We start from the raw sequence: 16,101 nt of genomic DNA, 5'->3' as shown, positions 1-16,101 counted from the left end.
CGGAGGGGTTCCACACGTACCCATCCCGAACACGACCGTTAAGTCCTCCAGCGCCGATGGTACTTGGACCGCAGGGTCCTGGGAGAGTAGGACGCTGCCAAGCGAATAATAGAAGCACTGCCTAATCGCAGTGCTTCTTTGTTATGTACATATTATGTAATGATGAATACATTATTTCTTTTTCTGTATTTAAGAATTCGATGTATTTAAGAATTTGATTTGATAAAAAGGAATGAATGATACATATTTAGGATTGTAAACTAAGAGCTTTTTAGAGCCGTTAAGACATTCTCTATTATTTCATCCTAATTTACTATGTTACTTTGTAAGAAGCGGGAGTGTAGGTTTAGTAGCGGCAGGAATGTAATGTAAGTTTAGCTTTAACCTAATTTAATTAACAGTGCTAATGCCTCCGTATGTAGCGTTCATACCCACAAAGGGATGATAAACCCATTAGACTAGATTCATCCTAGTTATTTCTTCTGGAAACGCGCAGACATATCTAATATTCTTCTTAATCTTATTTTGGCCATTTCTAAGGAGCAAATATGCACCGGTTTAATGTTGAGTTATGCATTCGTTCACATAAGGCTTCATTCAGGAATGAGATAAATAGAATACTTTATCTTTAAGTTGTTGGTTATAAATTTTCAATGACACGAACTGGAACAATCACTTTATTTTTTGCTTATTGCAAAAATAAATAAATAGCTCTTATCGTCAGTATCAGTTAAACCTATTAATAATTCTTTCAGTGCCCAGCTCTATCATAATCTATAGTTAATTCATCTCGGTCATGACTGATCCTTCTATAGCAGTTAGTATTCATTTCATCAAATTAATCAATACGGTATTTAGCAATAAGTAGTTAAGTAAATAATAAAAAGACCCTAGCATCTATATATGCTGGAGTCTTTTTATTTGAGCTCATGGTTAAAGTTCAGTGTAGAAAATTATGAACGACTACGTCCGAATGAACGAAGCAGAAGGCTTACAATAAAGATAAGAACGACTGCACCGATTAATGCTGGAATGAAGTAGAAGTCTCCGATAACTGGTCCCCAGTTACCAAGAATAAGTGAACCCAACCATGCTCCGATAAAACCTGCGATGATGTTACCGATGACACCACCCGGAATATCTCTACCCATTACTAAACCTGCTAGCCAACCGATAATACCACCAATAATTAATGACCATAAGAATCCCATGCTTGTCAACTCCTTAATTTATGTTTTGTTGTTGTTGATTACTATTAACCGCTGTGGAGCGGTTTAAACACTTCTAGCTATCTAATTATAAAATATTGTTGCTAAATTGCTTAAAAACGTTGATATACCAAGGAAAAAATAATTGTTGACAATGTTAGGAAACCAAGATTATTTTTTCCTAAAGAAGGTAATGTTAGAGAATTACTATAGAAATGATATAACATAAATCCTTTAATGAGATGGATAATATGAGAATCTTACTCCAGTAGATTAAAATAATACTAGGCTATATTCCACGTGAATAGTACTCCAGCATACGTTAGCCCTGCACCGAAGCCGAATAGAAGAATGAGGTCACCTTTTTTCAAAAGAGATTGTTGATGTGCTTGATGAAGAGCTAAGGGTATAGAAGCGGATGAAGTATTGCCAAAGTATTCAGCGCTCGTAAGAATCTTATCGGGTGAAATGCCTAATTTCTCACCGATGGAATCGATCATCTTTAGGTTAGCGCTATGAGGGACGAACCAATTGACTTGTTCAAGCGACCTATCTGCTTGTTGTAGAAGCCGCATTACGCCATCAGGGACAGTTCGGACCGCCCATTTGTACACTTCACGACCGTTCTGATAGATCATGCCTTTTCCCTCTAGGGGAATGCCGTCCATAACTTGGGCTAAACCCATTCGGTAGACATGCTTGCCCCCAGACCCATCACTCCACAGTACAGCGCCGATAAAGCCTGGTTCAGAGGTATCATGTTCCACTAGTGCTGCTCCGGCTCCATCGCCAAAAAGAATACATGTATTTCGATCTGTATAATCCGTGACTTTCGACATTGTCTCTCCTGCAATCACTAGAACCTTACGATGGAGACCCGCAGTAATTAATCCATTAGCCAAATGAAGTCCATAGGTGAAACCTGCACATGTAGCATTCAAATCGAAAGCTGCTGCGTGAGGGAGCTTTAGATGATTTTGGACAAGACAAGCGACGCTTGGGAAGGGATAATCGGGTGTTGTAGTTGCCACAATGACTAAATCTACATCAGCAAGTGAACCTGCATAGGTAGCGGCTAGATTATTTACTGCATTAATGCAGAGGTGTGAAGTGAATTCTTCTTTCCTTGCAATCCGGCGTTCTCGAATTCCTGTACGTTGAACAATCCAGTCATCATGAGTATCAACGAGCTTTTCTAAATCTGCATTCGTCAAAATAGTTGAGGGTACATAGGAACCGATTGCGGTTATACGTGCCAGAGATGTTATCATGGCTTATGGACTCCTTTAGCGTGAATATTTATAGGATAGTTAGAGTCATTAGACTCATGGAAAAACGGATTGATCAACAGCCGATTTATTAAACTTGACATTGGAAAAAATAAAGATTCATTTGATCAACTGGAAGGTCAAAAAATTAAGAGTAAGACGATGAGTAGTCCGAATTAATTAGCAGAATAGCCACCTACTAAATGGATGATTAATCAACCAATATAATTCATAGCTGAGGTTGGTTGATTTGAGGATAATTACAAACATACTACTTTAAAATTTATTGTAAATGAGACTTGCATAGGACAAAGCCATTATTCGTTCATACAGAAGTAGGTTTAGAGGATAATCACCTAAAGTATATCATTTATTAGTACCTGGTACTAATTTTTTTTAACAAATATGTTTTGGTGAATGACGTTTAGAGTTCTTTGGCAGATGAAGAAATGGTGGAAGTTTGGTAGTAAGGTCTGACTAAGTTAAATAAGTTCATGGCGATGTTATAATCATGGAATAGGGAAAGGGGAGTTTACTTGTTATGAAGAAGGTCGTGCTGGCTGAGAAGCCATCTGTAGCCCGGGAAATTGCCAGAGTGATGGGGAGCCGGGAGAAGCATAAAAGCTATTTTGAAGGACCAGAATATATAGTAACTTGGGCTTTGGGTCATTTGGTAGGACTTGCGGAGCCAGAGGATTATGATCCTAAATACCAAACTTGGAACTTAGAGGATCTTCCGATTTTGCCGGGTCATATGAAACTTAAAGTATTAAAAGAAACTAACCATCAATATAAAGCGGTACAACAGCTTCTTCGCCGTCCGGATGTTAAAGAATTAATTGTAGCGACAGATGCAGCTCGTGAGGGTGAACTGCTAGCCCGCTGGATTCTAGATATGGCGAAATGGAATAAGCCTTTCAAGAGGTTATGGATTTCATCGCAGACGGATAAAGCGATTAAGGATGGTTTTGCTTCATTAAAACCGGGACAGCAGTTCGATTCTTTGTATCAATCCGCACGCTGCCGAGCTGAGGCGGACTGGATGGTGGGTCTGAATGTAACACGGGCACTCACAGTAAAATATGGTGCACCTCTTTCGGCTGGGCGTGTACAGACACCGTCCCTCGGAATGATTATGCAGCGTGAGCAAGATATTATGAATTTTAAATCGGAAGAATATGCACAAATCAGTTGTAACTTGGGGTCTTTTGAAGCGATATGGAGAACTGCTGGAGGGGAATCTAGAATTTTTGATCTTACTAAAGCCGAACAACTTAGGCAGAAGTTAGATGGTCAACGAGGAGTAATAACGAAAATATCTAAGAGTGAGAAGGTAGTTCCTCCTGCGCTAGCTTACGACCTGACCGAACTACAGCGTGATGCCAATCGAAGATATGGATTTTCTGCCAAGCAAACGTCAAACCTTCTACAAAAGCTGTATGAGCACCATAAGTTAGTCACTTATCCTAGGACGGATTCTCGATATCTTACGTCAGATATGGCAGATACTCTAAAAGAAAGATTAGAAGCTGTGGGCATCGGTCCTTATGCCTCAACTGCACGTGCACTTCTTCGTAAACCTCTGTCTTTAGGGAAACGGATTATAGATGATAGTAAGGTTACGGATCATCATGCTATTATTCCTACGGAGCAAACGGTTATTTTGAATGCCCTCAGCACCGATGAACGAAAAATATATGATCTTATTGTCCGGCGGTTTATCAGTCTTTTCTATTCTCCTGCACGTTATGATCAGGTAGCTGTAGTGGTGGATGTTCAAGGGGAGTCCTTGTACGCAAAAGGTACGACGATGAAAGATGCTGGATGGCATGCAGTCTATGATGGAAAAGGGTTCGATGAATCTGTAGAAGAGGGCGCTGAGGAAGATGATGAATCCAAAATACTGCCCGTACTTCAGCAGGGAGATCAGCTTGATGTAATACGTAGTCGAATTAAGCCTGGACGCACCTCACCTCCAAAACGATATACCGAGTCGTATCTCCTCACGCAAATGGAGAAACATGGCCTAGGTACGCCAGCAACACGAGCGGACATTATTGAGAAGTTAGTGAACGCTGATACCTTAGAGCGTCAAGGAAATGCTCTTCATCCTACAGGTAAAGGTAAGCAACTGATTGAATTGGTCTCCAAGGACCTGCGCACGCCGGAACTTACAGCGAAATGGGAAGGGCAACTGGAACTGATCGCTAGAGGGCAGGGACAACCTGAACCTTTCTTGAAATCCATTCGGGAAATGGCGGATCGTCTGGTAAAGGAAGTAAAAGCGAGCAGTGCAGCATACAAACCGCATAATGTATCGACTAGCCACTGCCCTGATTGTGGTACGCGTCTTCTGGAGAAGAAGACAAGAAAGGGAATCGTGCTTACTTGTCCAAGCGATGATTGTGGATATAAGAGGTCTGGAGAGAAACAATTGTCTAACAGACGTTGTCCGCAGTGTCACAAAAAAATGGAGATGAAGGAAGGCAAAGCCGGCCTTTATGTACAATGCCTCGCGTGTGGAATTACCGAAACGATGAATAAAGATAGCAAACATATCAATAAGCGAGAGACACAGCAACTCGTCAAAAAATATGCCAAGCCTGAACCTATGGGTTCCAGCTTAGGTGATTTGTTGAAGGCGGCAATGGAGAAAAAGGAAGGAAAGTAAAGGAAGTAAGGAAGTAAGGAAGTAAGGAAGTAAGAAAATAAGTTAAGTAAGTAAGTAAGAAAGAAAGTAAGAAAGAAAGTAAGAAAGTAAGAAAGTAAGAAAGTAAGAAAGTAAGAAAGTAAGAAAGATGAAAGTAAGTTAAGGGAAGAAGAGGCTAGAATCAATGCAAGACGTGAAAATTTTAGTAAGATAAAGCAACATGTAAATTAAAGCCACATGCGAAGAAAGAGGGAGTGAAAAGGAGAGAGGTGAGAGGTAAAATAAAATACAAAAATAGAGGATAAGACTAAAAAGTGATTAGAAGACAAAGCAAACGATGAAGTGTAAGAAAAGCATAAGAAAAGTAAAAGATGAAGTAGAAGAGGGAATGAAGAAAATTCAAAACGGATGATAAATGGCAGACTGAAAATTGTAAAGTAAAAGAAGAAAAATTGAAGCAAACTACTGACATAAATAACTACTAAATGAATGGAACTAAGCCTGAGAAATAAGTTAGTAGGACTAGGCAATCGCGAATAAAAGAAGGGTACCTCAGGAACATTAACTGTGGAGGTGCTTACTCATGCCAGAACACAAGCCTAAAAAAATTAGCAACCAGAAAAACGATGCCAGCATTTTGGAAGAGCCTTTAATATCCAAACCGAAAAAGCAGGCGGAACTTCCTCCGAGTCTAAATGGTATACCTAAGCAGTAATCGATTCGATCTGACCCCTTAAAGAAGGGGTCTTTCTTTATAACGCGTGTTGTTTGTACAGCCTCAGCGATAAGTTCTATAATGAGAACAGATGAAAGATTCGACTGGAGGTGCATCTGCGGATTGAAGTTGATTTTGCTCTTATGGTTCGTCGTGATGAACATGATAGGCTACGTAGTAATGGCTGAGGATAAAAAGAAAGCGCAACGAAGACGAGAACGCACGCCTGAGCGGACACTGTTTCTGCTCGCTTTTATTGGCGGGGCCTTAGGGGTGCTGATTGCAATGTATAAAAAACGTCACAAAACGCAGCATATTAGCTTTCGTGTCGGAATCCCTGCACTTTTGTTCTTAAATGCGGTGCTTTATGGTTACTTTTTAAGATGAAACGGGTAATTACTTAGATACATACCTTAATTCGAAAGAGGTGCTTTGCAATGGTATTTCAAAAAATTTTATTGGCGTATGATGGATCTGACTCATCGAATAAAGCTTTAGCTAAAGCGGCAGAACTTGTGAAGTTGTCACCAGAAAGCGAATTGATTATTCTGCATGTGTATGATTTCCCGCGTTTTTATATTGCTGAAGGATTTGCACCCGTACCTGACTCTGTGAATATGGAATTTGTTGAGTTGGCTAATCGTACAACAGATGAAGCGAAGAGACGGCTAGATGAGATGGGGGTAAGTGGCAAGGTTGAGCTAGCTCAAGGAGCAGCCGCTGAAGTCATTCTAGAAAATGCCGAATCCCAAGGTGCAGATGTTATTGTGGTGGGTACTCGTGGACACGGCGGTATCCGGGAATTTGTACTGGGTAGTGTCAGTCATAACATTGTGCAACATGCACGAATTCCAGTCCTTGTCGTCAAATAAATACAAAATTCTTGAAGGGGTGCTAAATCTAGCATTCCTTTTTTTATGGAGTTATAATTAAGAAGGTTAAATAAGTAGTGGATGTTTAATCTAAAGACGAACGTTCGGTTTTTGATGTAATGTATTGTTCGTGTTTAGGTTGACAGGGCTATGTCAGGGTTGATACACTAAGTAAGAATAAGGCGCTGTAACAGTGCTTCATAACGACTCTCATATATCGCCGGGGATATGGCCCGGAAGTCTCTACCTGGAAACCATGAATTTCCGGACTATGAGGGAACACGCTTAAGGAAAGGTCGAAGGGCCTTCTTTTATTGTGATTGGCGATTTTTGTCGTCTATTGCATTAATGGATCCTATTTCGTATTCTCTTATGGTCCGGTGTCCAGAAAATACTTGTATTTTCGAGACCACCGGATTTTTTTGTAACTTGAAACGAAATATAGATGTAGTTAAGCAGGTCTATCATTTTATAATAAGGAAAGCGGGTTGAATCATGACAGCTCAGGTATCTGTAATCATGGGCAGCACTTCAGATTGGGAGACCATGTCCCATGCATGTAGCGTGTTAGAAGAGCTTGAAATCGCATATGAGAAAAAGGTAGTCTCGGCTCATCGTACACCAGATCTTATGTTTGATTTTGCGGAGCACGCGGCTGTGCGGGGGATTAAGGTCATTATTGCTGGAGCTGGAGGCGCAGCTCATCTACCGGGTATGGTCGCCGCTAAAACCGTCCTTCCCGTTATTGGAGTGCCTGTGAAATCTGCTGCTCTCAATGGTTTGGATTCTTTATTATCTATTGTACAAATGCCTGGCGGCATTCCTGTAGCTACGGTAGCTATCGGAAAAGCTGGGGCGATCAATGCAGGACTATTGGCTGCGCAAATCTTGGGTGCATTCGATCCAGATATCTCTCAACGAGTAGATTCGAGACGAGCGCGAATTACTCAAGAAGTAATAGATCAGTCGGACAGTCTTGGAACATCATTATGATGAATACGAATCATGAAGAGGTTACTCAGATGAAGCAGACGATTCGTCCGGGCGCAACGATAGGCCTTCTTGGCGGAGGTCAGCTGGGTAGAATGATTGCTTTGGCAGGAACGAATCTTGGCTATCGTTTTGTAACTCTTGAACCTACCTTGGATTCTCCATGTGGCCAAGTGGCTGAGCAAATTCAGGCGGATTACAGCGATGTTCAGGCAGCGCGGGAATTGGCAGCACGAGCGGATGTCATTACCTATGAGTTCGAAAATGTAAATGCCGAGGTTGCTTCATTACTTGAGGAACTAAGTTATGTCCCTCAGGGCAGTCAATTGTTATATACGACTCAGCATCGCCTTCGGGAGAAACGTGCTATCGAGGCAGCAGGGGTGAAGGTGGCTCCTTATGCGGAGATCCGCAGTGAACAGGAACTTCAAGAGGCGGTGGATAAGTTAGGTATTCCATCCGTACTGAAGACGGTAATGGGAGGGTACGATGGCAAGGGGCAGTGGGTCATTCGTCAGGCCTCGGAAATACCTGAAGCATACGCAACGCTTAGTCAAGCGGGTACAGAACTTGTGCTTGAGCAATTCATCTCTTTTGAAAAAGAAATCTCGGTGATTGCTGCCCGTAGCCCCCGGGGGGAAGTGATTACGTTTCCGCCTGCCGAAAACATGCATATCGATAACATTTTACATGCTTCTATCGTTCCTGCAAGGATTTCGAATGCTGTACTTGAAGAAGCGCAACAACTAGCAGGACGTATTGCAGTTTCTATGGGAGCAGTTGGCCTTCTAGCAGTAGAACTTTTTCTGACAGCTGAAGGAGAACTGTATGTGAATGAATTAGCGCCAAGACCACATAACTCTGGTCATTATACGATGGAAGCTTGCTCTACCTCACAGTTCGAACAACATGTTAGAGCGATTTGCAATTTACCTTTGAGTCCTGTCAAACTACTCACTCCTGTTGTCATGGTGAATGTGCTTGGAGAGCATTTGGATGCTGTAGTTGGGCATTTGGTTGAAGGAAATTGGATGCAAGATGGGCAAGATATCAACGTAATTCCTAAAGTTCATCTGTACGGTAAAGAAGAGCCGTCAGCAAAGCGGAAAATGGGGCATATTAATCTCCTATGCGACCAAGTAGAAGATGGACTTGAATTTATACAAAAAACGAATATTTGGAGGCATCAACAAGGATGATAGAGCGTTACAGTAGACCTGAGATGAGAGCAATTTGGACGGAAGAAAATAAATTTAAAGCATGGCTGGAAGTGGAGATTTGTGCAGCAGAAGCTTGGGCAGAGCTTGGCGTTATTCCTAAAGAAGACGTAGTCTTGCTGCGGGAAAATGCCTCATTTGATATCGACCGAATCTATGAGATTGAACAAGAGACACGTCATGATGTAATCGCTTTTACTCGTGCGGTATCTGAGAGTCTTGGTGCAGAGCGCAAGTGGGTGCATTATGGATTAACTTCTACAGATGTTGTAGACACGGCTAACGGATATTTGCTCAAACAAGCGAACGAGATTCTGGAAGCAGATATTATTCGTTTCATTGATATTCTCAAAGAAAAAGCTATTGCCTACAAAGATACGCCGATGATGGGTCGTACACATGGTGTGCATGCTGAACCTACAACATTCGGACTAAAAATGGCTTTGTGGTACGAGGAAATGAAGCGTAACTTGGAGCGTTTCCGCGCTTCAGCAAGTGGTGTGCAGTTCGGTAAAATCTCCGGAGCTGTAGGCACGTATGCCAATATTGACCCCTTCGTGGAACAATTCGTGTGTGACAAGCTGGGTACTTCAGCTGCTCCGATCTCGACGCAGACGCTTCAACGTGATCGTCATGCGGATTATATGGCTACATTAGCGCTTGTGGCTACATCGCTCGATAAGTTCGCAACTGAAGTTCGCGCCCTACAAAAGAGTGAGTTCCGTGAAGTGGAAGAAGCTTTTGCAAAAGGTCAAAAGGGTTCCTCAGCGATGCCTCATAAACGTAATCCTATCGGTAGTGAGAACATCTCAGGATTGTCACGTGTCATTCGTGGGCATATGATTACCGCCTATGAGAATGTCGGACTGTGGCATGAACGGGATATCTCGCATTCATCCGCTGAACGAGTGATTCTACCCGATGCTACGATGCTTTTGAATTATATGCTCAACCGTTTTGGTAATATCATTAAGAACTTAACGGTGTTCCCAGAGAACATGAAACGCAATATGAGTCGTACGTTCGGCGTTCCTTTCTCAGGCCGTGTACTCACGAAGTTAATCGACAAAGGATTTAGCCGTGAAGAAGCTTATGATACGGTGCAACCGCGCGCGATGCTAGCTTGGGAATCACAGCGTCAGTTCCGCGACATCATTGAAGAGACGCCTGAGATTACTTCCGTGTTAAGTAAGGAAGAAATTGAAGATGCATTTAATCCGTCATGGCATTTGAAGCATGTGGATACAATTTTCAAGAAGCTAAAACTGACTTCATCGTAAGACAAGCTGATTTGGGAAGAGGAGGAAGGTAAGATGCCATCAAAAGCTATATCTACTGCCGTAGATTACGTAGATGCACCACTACTCTATAAAGGAAAAGTCCGCGAGCTGTATGATCTAGGAGAACACTATCTGATTGTAGTGACGGACCGAATATCTGCTTTTGACTATGTACTTGAACCCCCAGTTCCTGAGAAGGGGAATGTGCTGAATAAGCTTAGCGCGTACTGGTTCGAGCAGACCACAGATCTCATTCAGAATCATGTGATCCACACCGATGCTTCAAGATTAGGTTCAATTATTAGAGATCCAGAACTACTCCAAGATCGAATTATGGTCACCCGCAAAGCAGAGCGCATTGATATCGAGTGTGTCGTCCGAGGCTATATTACAGGCGGCGGCTGGCGTCAATATGTAGAGAATGGTGAGATTAATGGCATCAAGCTTCCCTTAGGTTTACGCAAAAATGACAAATTGCCGGAGCCCCTCTTTACCCCAGCAGCTAAAAACGACGTCGGTCACGATGAAGATATTCCTTTTGCTCAAATGAAAACAATTGTCGGTGACGAGCTTGGAGAGCAGATGAAGGCTAAAAGTCTTGAGCTGTATGAGTTTGCTAGAGATTACTGCGCTAAACGAGGAATTATTCTCGCCGATTGCAAGTTAGAATTCGGTTTGGTAGACGGAGAGATGATCTTGATTGATGAGATCTTTACGCCGGATGCATCACGCTTCTGGGCAGAAGAAAACTACGCGCTCGATATTGAAATTGATAGCATGGACAAAGAACCGGTGCGTGCCTATCTGGCCGGATCCGATTGGGACAAGAACAGCGCTCCGGAACCTTTGGCTCAGCATGTAGTAGAAGAAACTACACATCGCTATCAGACCATCTACCACCGTCTCACGGATTGAATGGAACCTAGTAGTATAAATTCCAAGCGTATTTCATTCGCATTTTCATACTGTTTAGTTCGTAGAGGGTATACATCTAAATTATATAATTCTAGTAAGACCAATCTTCTCAAATCATATAAAATAACGGTTAGCCTGGAGCCATGCTCTTTGGTGTAACCTTCCGGAGGGAAACCATTTGAAAGCCATCGTCTACGTCACAATCAAACAAAGCGTACTAGATCCACAAGGAGTTGCTGTTCAAGGCGCTCTGCATTCTGTAGGATTTCAAGAAGTAGAGAGCTTGCGTATCGGTAAGTACATCGAGATTGAACTGAACACAGATGATCGCGCAGAAGCCGAGAAACGTGTGGCTGCCATGTGCGAGAAACTGCTGGCGAACACGGTGGTGGAAGAATACCGTTTTGAATTGGAGGGCTAACACTCATGAGATTTGCAGTCTTGGTATTCCCAGGTTCCAATTGTGATATTGATTGTTATAAAGCAGTAGAAGAAATGGGCGAGCAGGTCGATTATGTATGGCATACGGCGACGGATCTATCCGCCTACGACTGTATCCTTGTACCAGGCGGATTCTCTTATGGAGATTACTTAAGATGTGGTGCAATCTCTCGGTTTGCTCCTGTGATGGCAGAAGTGGCCAAAGCCGCTGAGCAGGGCAAATATATTCTAGGAATCTGCAATGGGTTTCAAATATTGACAGAGGCTGGCTTGCTACCAGGTACGCTCCTCCGTAATGTGTCACTCAAATTTTTGTGTCACGATACGGTACTGCGTGTGGAGAATAATGAAAATCCTTTTACTAAGGAATATGCGCTTGGGGAAGAGATTGTAATTCCGATTGCGCATGGCGAAGGCAATTACTATTGTGATGAAGCCACTTTGGCTAGCTTAAAAGCAAACAACCAAATTGTATTTAGTTATGGAAGCAATCCGAACGGATCGCTAAGTGATATTGCGGGAATTTCGAATGAACAAGGCAATGTGGTAGGGATGATGCCCCACCCTGAACGTGCTGTGAACAGCTTAATGGGATCAACCGATGGCAAGAAAATGTTCACATCCATACTGAACACTTGGAGGGATCGACATGACGCAGCAGTTATCCGCTAAAGAACCTACGGCAGAGCAAATCGCCGAACAGCAAGTATACAAGCAAATGGGCGTATCCGATAGCGAATTCGAGCTGATCTGCGGTTTTCTCGGCCGTAAACCCAACTATACGGAAATCGGCGTATTCAGTGTGATGTGGTCTGAGCACTGCGCTTATAAGAACTCCAAACCTTTGTTACGTCGTTTTCCAGTGACAGGTCCACGGGTACTTATGGGGCCGGGTGAAGGCGCGGGTATTGTCGATATTGGTGACAACCAAGCGGTAGTGTTCAAGATTGAGAGTCATAACCACCCTTCAGCTGTCGAGCCTTATCAAGGTGCTGCCACAGGCGTGGGCGGAATTATTCGTGACATTTTTTCTATGGGAGCAAGGCCGATTGCCCTGCTGAATTCATTGCGATTCGGGAAGCTAGAGAGTGACCGAGTCAAATATCTGTTCGAGCATGTTGTATCCGGAATTGCCGGGTATGGTAACTGCATTGGGATTCCAACAGTGGGCGGCGAAGTGATGTTCGATGACAGCTATGATGGCAATCCACTTGTTAACGCTATGTGTGTGGGACTCATCGATCACGATAAAATTCAGCGTGGTGTAGCCAAAGGAGTAGGCAATCCCGTCTTCTATGTAGGACCTCCTACAGGCCGGGATGGTATTCACGGTGCAACCTTTGCTTCGGAGGAACTGACGGAAGAGTCGGAAGCTAGACGTACCGCTGTTCAAGTTGGTGATCCTTTCATGGAGAAGCTGGTTATGGAATCATGCTTAGAGCTTATTGATACTGGCATTGTGTTAGGTATTCAGGATATGGGCGCAGCAGGTCTCACTTGTTCGAGTGCAGAAATGGCGAGCAAGGCTGGCAACGGGCTAGAGTTATATCTGGATCAAGTACCGCAACGTGAAGAAGGCATGACCCCTTACGAAATGATGTTATCTGAATCCCAAGAGCGGATGTTATTCGTGGTCGAGCCGAAGGATGAAGCGCAAGCGCAAGAGATCTTCGATCGTTGGGGCGTAATCTGTGCTAAGGTCGGTAAAGTTACGGACGATGGTCGCCTGAAGCTAATTCATCATGGAGATATCGTTGGCGATATGCCGGTTACGGCGCTTGTCGATGAGTGTCCGATCTACGACAAGCCTTCAACGGAACCGGCTTATTATGCTGAGAATGCAAAGGTAGATACGCTTCGCTATCCAGAAGTAACGGACCTTGGAGGCGCCTTGGACATTGTATTATCTTCTCCAACCGTCGCAAGCAAGGCTTGGATTTATGAACAGTATGATCATATGGTCCGTACGAGTACAGCAGTGCGTCCAGGTTCGGATGCAGCTGTTATCCAGGTTCAGGGTACCCGTAAGGGTCTAGCGATGACCACAGATTGCAATGGACGGTATGTCTACCTCGACCCTGAAGTCGGCGGCCGGATCGCTGTAAGTGAAGCGGCGCGTAACATTGTATGTTCAGGTGCAGAACCACTAGCCATTACAGATAACCTCAACTTTGGAAGCCCAGAGAAACCGGAGATTTTCTGGCAAATGGAAAAATCGGTCGATGGTATGGCGGAAGCCTGCCGAGTGCTTAACGCTCCAGTCATCGGAGGCAATGTGAGCTTATATAATGAAAATGCGAAGGGTGCAATCTACCCAACACCTGTCGTGGGCATGGTGGGTCTGGTACATGATATCGACCACATTACGACACAAGGCTTCAAGCAAGAAGGTGACGCTATATTGCTATTAGGCGTGACAAAGGCAGAGCTTGGAGGCAGTGAATTCCAGTATGCGGTGCATGGCGTAGTAGAAGGACGTCCTCCAGTTCTAGATTTGAATGTTGAAAAAGAACTTTTAGATACGGTATTAGCTGCTATTCAGCAAGGGTATGTTCAATCTGCGCATGACTTATCTGAAGGCGGCCTAGCTGTAGCCTTGGCTGAATCTTGTATCAGCGGTGGCCTCGGTGCTCAGGTGAATATCGATACTGAACTTCGCGCAGACATTGCACTATTCAGTGAGTCACAATCTCGTATTCTCCTGTCTACTTCTGCTGATCAAGCGTCAGAGTTGGAGAGATTTATTAAGGAACGCAATGTTCCCGTTGTTAGGATTGGCCGTGTGGAAGGAACGAATCTTGTGATCGATATCAACCATGCTCCGGCCTTGAACCAATCTGTGGAGGGCTTAAAGCAGGTCTGGGAGGAAGTTATTCCATGTCTGATGAACTGATACCGCAAGGGTTATGGACAGGAGACTACTTTAACGAAGGTTCTGGTCATGATGGAATCTTCAATAAGTTAAAAGAGGAATGTGGCGTCTTCGGGGTGTACGGTCATCCCGAAGCAGCCAGTCTTTCTTATTATGGATTGCATGCTCTTCAGCACCGCGGAGAAGAGAGTGCAGGACTGTGCGTAACGGACGGCGGGGAGTTCAATTACCACCGAGGTATGGGCCTAGTGAAGGAAGTATTCGATAAAGATCGTCTTGCTTCCTTAGTCGGCGATTGCTCTATCGGACATGTGCGTTACTCTACTAGTGGAGATAGTCGTCTTACGAATGCGCAACCGTTGGTATTCAAATACCGTGATGGGGATTTGGCTGTAGCCACAAATGGAAACATTGTGAATGCGCCTAAGATTCGGCGAGATCTGGAACAAAGCGGTTCGATTTTTCAGACAACAAGTGACACCGAAGTGATAGCTCACCTCATCGCTCGCTCCTCCAAAGAGTTTGAGGAAGCGGCCAAAGATGCACTTCAGCAAATGGTCGGTGGATATGCATTCCTGCTGATGACGAACGATAAGTTGCTCGTGGCTTCAGATCCCAATGGACTGCGGCCGATTTCCATGGCTCGACTGGGAGATGCTTACCTGTTCTCTTCGGAGACATGTGCCTTCGAGACTATCGGTGCCAAGATCATCCGGGATATCGAACCCGGTGAACTGCTCATTGTGGATCGAAATGGCCTTAGGGAAGATCGGTTCGCCGAACCGCAGCGTAAGGCACTTTGTGCGATGGAATACATTTATTTTGCTCGGCCGGATAGTGATTTGAATGGTTCGAACTTGCACTCTGCTCGCAAACGAATGGGCAAAATAATGGCGCAGCAATCATTTGTAGATGCAGATGTCGTGACAGGGGTACCGGATTCTAGCATTTCGGCAGCGATAGGGTATGCCGAGCAGACGGGCATTCCTTATGAACTTGGCCTGATCAAGAACAAATATACAGGCCGTACATTCATCCAACCTAGCCAAGAACTGCGGGAGCAAGGCGTAAAAATGAAACTAAGCGCTGTACGCAAAGTCGTGGAAGGAATGCGCGTCGTTATGATTGACGACTCCATCGTTCGGGGAACTACCTCTCGCCGAATTGTGAATTTGCTGCGTGAAGCAGGAGCGACCGAAGTGCATGTGCGAATTACTTCGCCGCCGTTCAAGAACCCGTGCTTTTATGGCATTGATACGCCGGACCGCCGCGAGCTGATTGCTTCATCACGTTCTATTGAAGAAATGCGGCGTGAGATTCATGCGGATTCTCTCGTATTTATCAGTCCAGAAGGGCTGATTGAAGCGGTAGCTGGCAACAATGTGGATGATTATAAAGGAGGCCTCTGCATGGCCTGCTTCGATAATGATTATCCGACGCGAACCGATTTCAATGGGGAAGAAAAGTTTGGTTGCAGTTGTTAGTCTTGGGACTGAATTCATGGAATGAATAGTTCAGGTCCGAATAGATTTCGCAGGTGAATGATATAGCGTTCTAGCGAGAGCAGAAAGTCTTTTTTTATTGATTCGTGCATGTAAGCAGATTTCAAGTCTAGACCTTAAAATTTAAAACTTATAAATCTCTTACCAAAGAGTTCATTATTAATATAGTTA

At 43.9% G+C, this 16,101-nt stretch carries 14 protein-coding genes, 1 rRNA gene and 1 riboswitch; of the genes, 13 read left to right on the top strand and 2 right to left on the bottom strand.

The genetic code is table 11. The features are described from left to right. A 5S ribosomal RNA gene (gene rrf, locus J2Z69_RS09420) occupies positions 1 to 103 on the top strand; the annotation flags it as partial. 850 nt (positions 104 to 953) lie between these two features. Here the strand turns inward: rrf and J2Z69_RS09415 are convergent. Both J2Z69_RS09415 and J2Z69_RS09410 read right to left on the bottom strand, forming a co-directional pair. Next, entirely contained in the window at positions 954 to 1,211 is a 258-nt protein-coding gene (locus tag J2Z69_RS09415; RefSeq protein WP_209861406.1) for a GlsB/YeaQ/YmgE family stress response membrane protein, read from the bottom strand. Between the two features lie 281 nt (positions 1,212 to 1,492). Then, positions 1,493 to 2,476: a ketoacyl-ACP synthase III gene (locus tag J2Z69_RS09410; protein WP_425354996.1), complete on the bottom strand. Its 984-nt coding sequence runs from the start codon at positions 2,474 to 2,476 to the stop codon at positions 1,493 to 1,495. Between the two features lie 541 nt (positions 2,477 to 3,017). Here J2Z69_RS09410 and J2Z69_RS09405 point away from each other — a divergent pair. The 12 genes from J2Z69_RS09405 (at position 3,018) to purF (ending at position 15,912) form a co-directional block, all read left to right on the top strand. Then, the gene (locus J2Z69_RS09405; RefSeq protein ID WP_209861404.1) at positions 3,018 to 5,147 is read left to right on the top strand and encodes a DNA topoisomerase III; all 2,130 of its coding nucleotides are present in this window, start codon (positions 3,018 to 3,020) and stop codon (positions 5,145 to 5,147) included. A gap of 562 nt (positions 5,148 to 5,709) precedes the next feature. After that, positions 5,710 to 5,841 carry a hypothetical protein gene (locus J2Z69_RS19285; RefSeq protein ID WP_281069391.1) on the top strand — a complete coding sequence of 44 codons (132 nt, stop codon included), beginning with the start codon at positions 5,710 to 5,712 and terminating at the stop codon, positions 5,839 to 5,841. A gap of 81 nt (positions 5,842 to 5,922) precedes the next feature. Continuing rightward, the gene (locus tag J2Z69_RS09400; RefSeq protein WP_425354992.1) at positions 5,923 to 6,228 is read left to right on the top strand and encodes a DUF1294 domain-containing protein; all 306 of its coding nucleotides are present in this window, start codon (positions 5,923 to 5,925) and stop codon (positions 6,226 to 6,228) included. 50 nt (positions 6,229 to 6,278) lie between these two features. Further along, on the top strand, positions 6,279 to 6,713 hold the full coding sequence (locus J2Z69_RS09395; protein WP_209861402.1) for a universal stress protein: 435 nt from the start codon (positions 6,279 to 6,281) through the stop codon (positions 6,711 to 6,713). 190 nt (positions 6,714 to 6,903) lie between these two features. Next, positions 6,904 to 7,005: riboswitch (purine riboswitch) on the top strand. A gap of 203 nt (positions 7,006 to 7,208) precedes the next feature. Beyond that, positions 7,209 to 7,706, top strand: coding sequence for a 5-(carboxyamino)imidazole ribonucleotide mutase (gene purE, locus J2Z69_RS09390; protein WP_209861401.1), 498 nt, complete (start codon positions 7,209 to 7,211; stop codon positions 7,704 to 7,706). Beyond that, positions 7,706 to 8,902: a 5-(carboxyamino)imidazole ribonucleotide synthase gene (gene purK / locus J2Z69_RS09385; RefSeq protein ID WP_245339111.1), complete on the top strand. Its 1,197-nt coding sequence runs from the start codon at positions 7,706 to 7,708 to the stop codon at positions 8,900 to 8,902. The genes purE and purK overlap by 1 nt, the downstream gene beginning before the upstream one ends. Beyond that, the gene (purB, locus tag J2Z69_RS09380) at positions 8,899 to 10,200 is read left to right on the top strand and encodes an adenylosuccinate lyase (RefSeq protein ID WP_209861399.1); all 1,302 of its coding nucleotides are present in this window, start codon (positions 8,899 to 8,901) and stop codon (positions 10,198 to 10,200) included. The genes purK and purB overlap by 4 nt, the downstream gene beginning before the upstream one ends. A gap of 33 nt (positions 10,201 to 10,233) precedes the next feature. After that, the gene (locus tag J2Z69_RS09375) at positions 10,234 to 11,115 is read left to right on the top strand and encodes a phosphoribosylaminoimidazolesuccinocarboxamide synthase (RefSeq protein ID WP_209861398.1); all 882 of its coding nucleotides are present in this window, start codon (positions 10,234 to 10,236) and stop codon (positions 11,113 to 11,115) included. Between the two features lie 178 nt (positions 11,116 to 11,293). Beyond that, positions 11,294 to 11,536 carry a phosphoribosylformylglycinamidine synthase subunit PurS gene (gene purS / locus J2Z69_RS09370; protein ID WP_127199388.1) on the top strand — a complete coding sequence of 81 codons (243 nt, stop codon included), beginning with the start codon at positions 11,294 to 11,296 and terminating at the stop codon, positions 11,534 to 11,536. A 5-nt stretch (positions 11,537 to 11,541) separates the two neighbouring features. Further along, positions 11,542 to 12,228 carry a phosphoribosylformylglycinamidine synthase subunit PurQ gene (gene purQ / locus J2Z69_RS09365; protein WP_209861397.1) on the top strand — a complete coding sequence of 229 codons (687 nt, stop codon included), beginning with the start codon at positions 11,542 to 11,544 and terminating at the stop codon, positions 12,226 to 12,228. Then, positions 12,206 to 14,449 carry a phosphoribosylformylglycinamidine synthase subunit PurL gene (purL, locus tag J2Z69_RS09360; protein WP_209861395.1) on the top strand — a complete coding sequence of 748 codons (2,244 nt, stop codon included), beginning with the start codon at positions 12,206 to 12,208 and terminating at the stop codon, positions 14,447 to 14,449. Before purQ ends, purL begins: the two co-directional genes overlap by 23 nt. Then, a complete protein-coding gene (purF, locus tag J2Z69_RS09355; RefSeq protein WP_209861393.1) occupies positions 14,434 to 15,912 on the top strand; it encodes an amidophosphoribosyltransferase in 1,479 nt (492 codons plus the stop codon). The genes purL and purF overlap by 16 nt, the downstream gene beginning before the upstream one ends. Positions 15,913 to 16,101 lie beyond the last annotated feature (189 nt).

It is taken from the genome of Paenibacillus shirakamiensis, assembly GCF_017874255.1.
Taxonomy (GTDB): Bacteria; Bacillota; Bacilli; order Paenibacillales; family Paenibacillaceae; genus Fontibacillus; species Fontibacillus shirakamiensis.
The sequence above is the reverse complement of the archived record's forward strand: the minus strand, read 5'-3'. Positions and strand labels throughout refer to the sequence as shown.

Bases quoted from the DNA above. Each gene is read 5' to 3' on its own strand.
- J2Z69_RS09415 (WP_209861406.1), bottom strand. From the start codon at position 1,211: ATGGGATTCTTATGGTCATTAATTATTGGTGGTATTATCGGTTGGCTA.
- J2Z69_RS09405 (WP_209861404.1), top strand. From the start codon at position 3,018: ATGAAGAAGGTCGTGCTGGCTGAGAAGCCATCTGTAGCCCGGGAAATT.
- J2Z69_RS19285 (WP_281069391.1), top strand. From the start codon at position 5,710: ATGCCAGAACACAAGCCTAAAAAAATTAGCAACCAGAAAAACGATGCC.
- J2Z69_RS09400 (WP_425354992.1), top strand. From the start codon at position 5,923: ATGAGAACAGATGAAAGATTCGACTGGAGGTGCATCTGCGGATTGAAG.
- J2Z69_RS09395 (WP_209861402.1), top strand. From the start codon at position 6,279: ATGGTATTTCAAAAAATTTTATTGGCGTATGATGGATCTGACTCATCG.
- purE (WP_209861401.1), top strand. From the start codon at position 7,209: ATGACAGCTCAGGTATCTGTAATCATGGGCAGCACTTCAGATTGGGAG.
- purK (WP_245339111.1), top strand. From the start codon at position 7,706: ATGAATACGAATCATGAAGAGGTTACTCAGATGAAGCAGACGATTCGT.
- purB (WP_209861399.1), top strand. From the start codon at position 8,899: ATGATAGAGCGTTACAGTAGACCTGAGATGAGAGCAATTTGGACGGAA.
- J2Z69_RS09375 (WP_209861398.1), top strand. From the start codon at position 10,234: ATGCCATCAAAAGCTATATCTACTGCCGTAGATTACGTAGATGCACCA.
- purQ (WP_209861397.1), top strand. From the start codon at position 11,542: ATGAGATTTGCAGTCTTGGTATTCCCAGGTTCCAATTGTGATATTGAT.
- purL (WP_209861395.1), top strand. From the start codon at position 12,206: ATGACGCAGCAGTTATCCGCTAAAGAACCTACGGCAGAGCAAATCGCC.
- purF (WP_209861393.1), top strand. From the start codon at position 14,434: ATGTCTGATGAACTGATACCGCAAGGGTTATGGACAGGAGACTACTTT.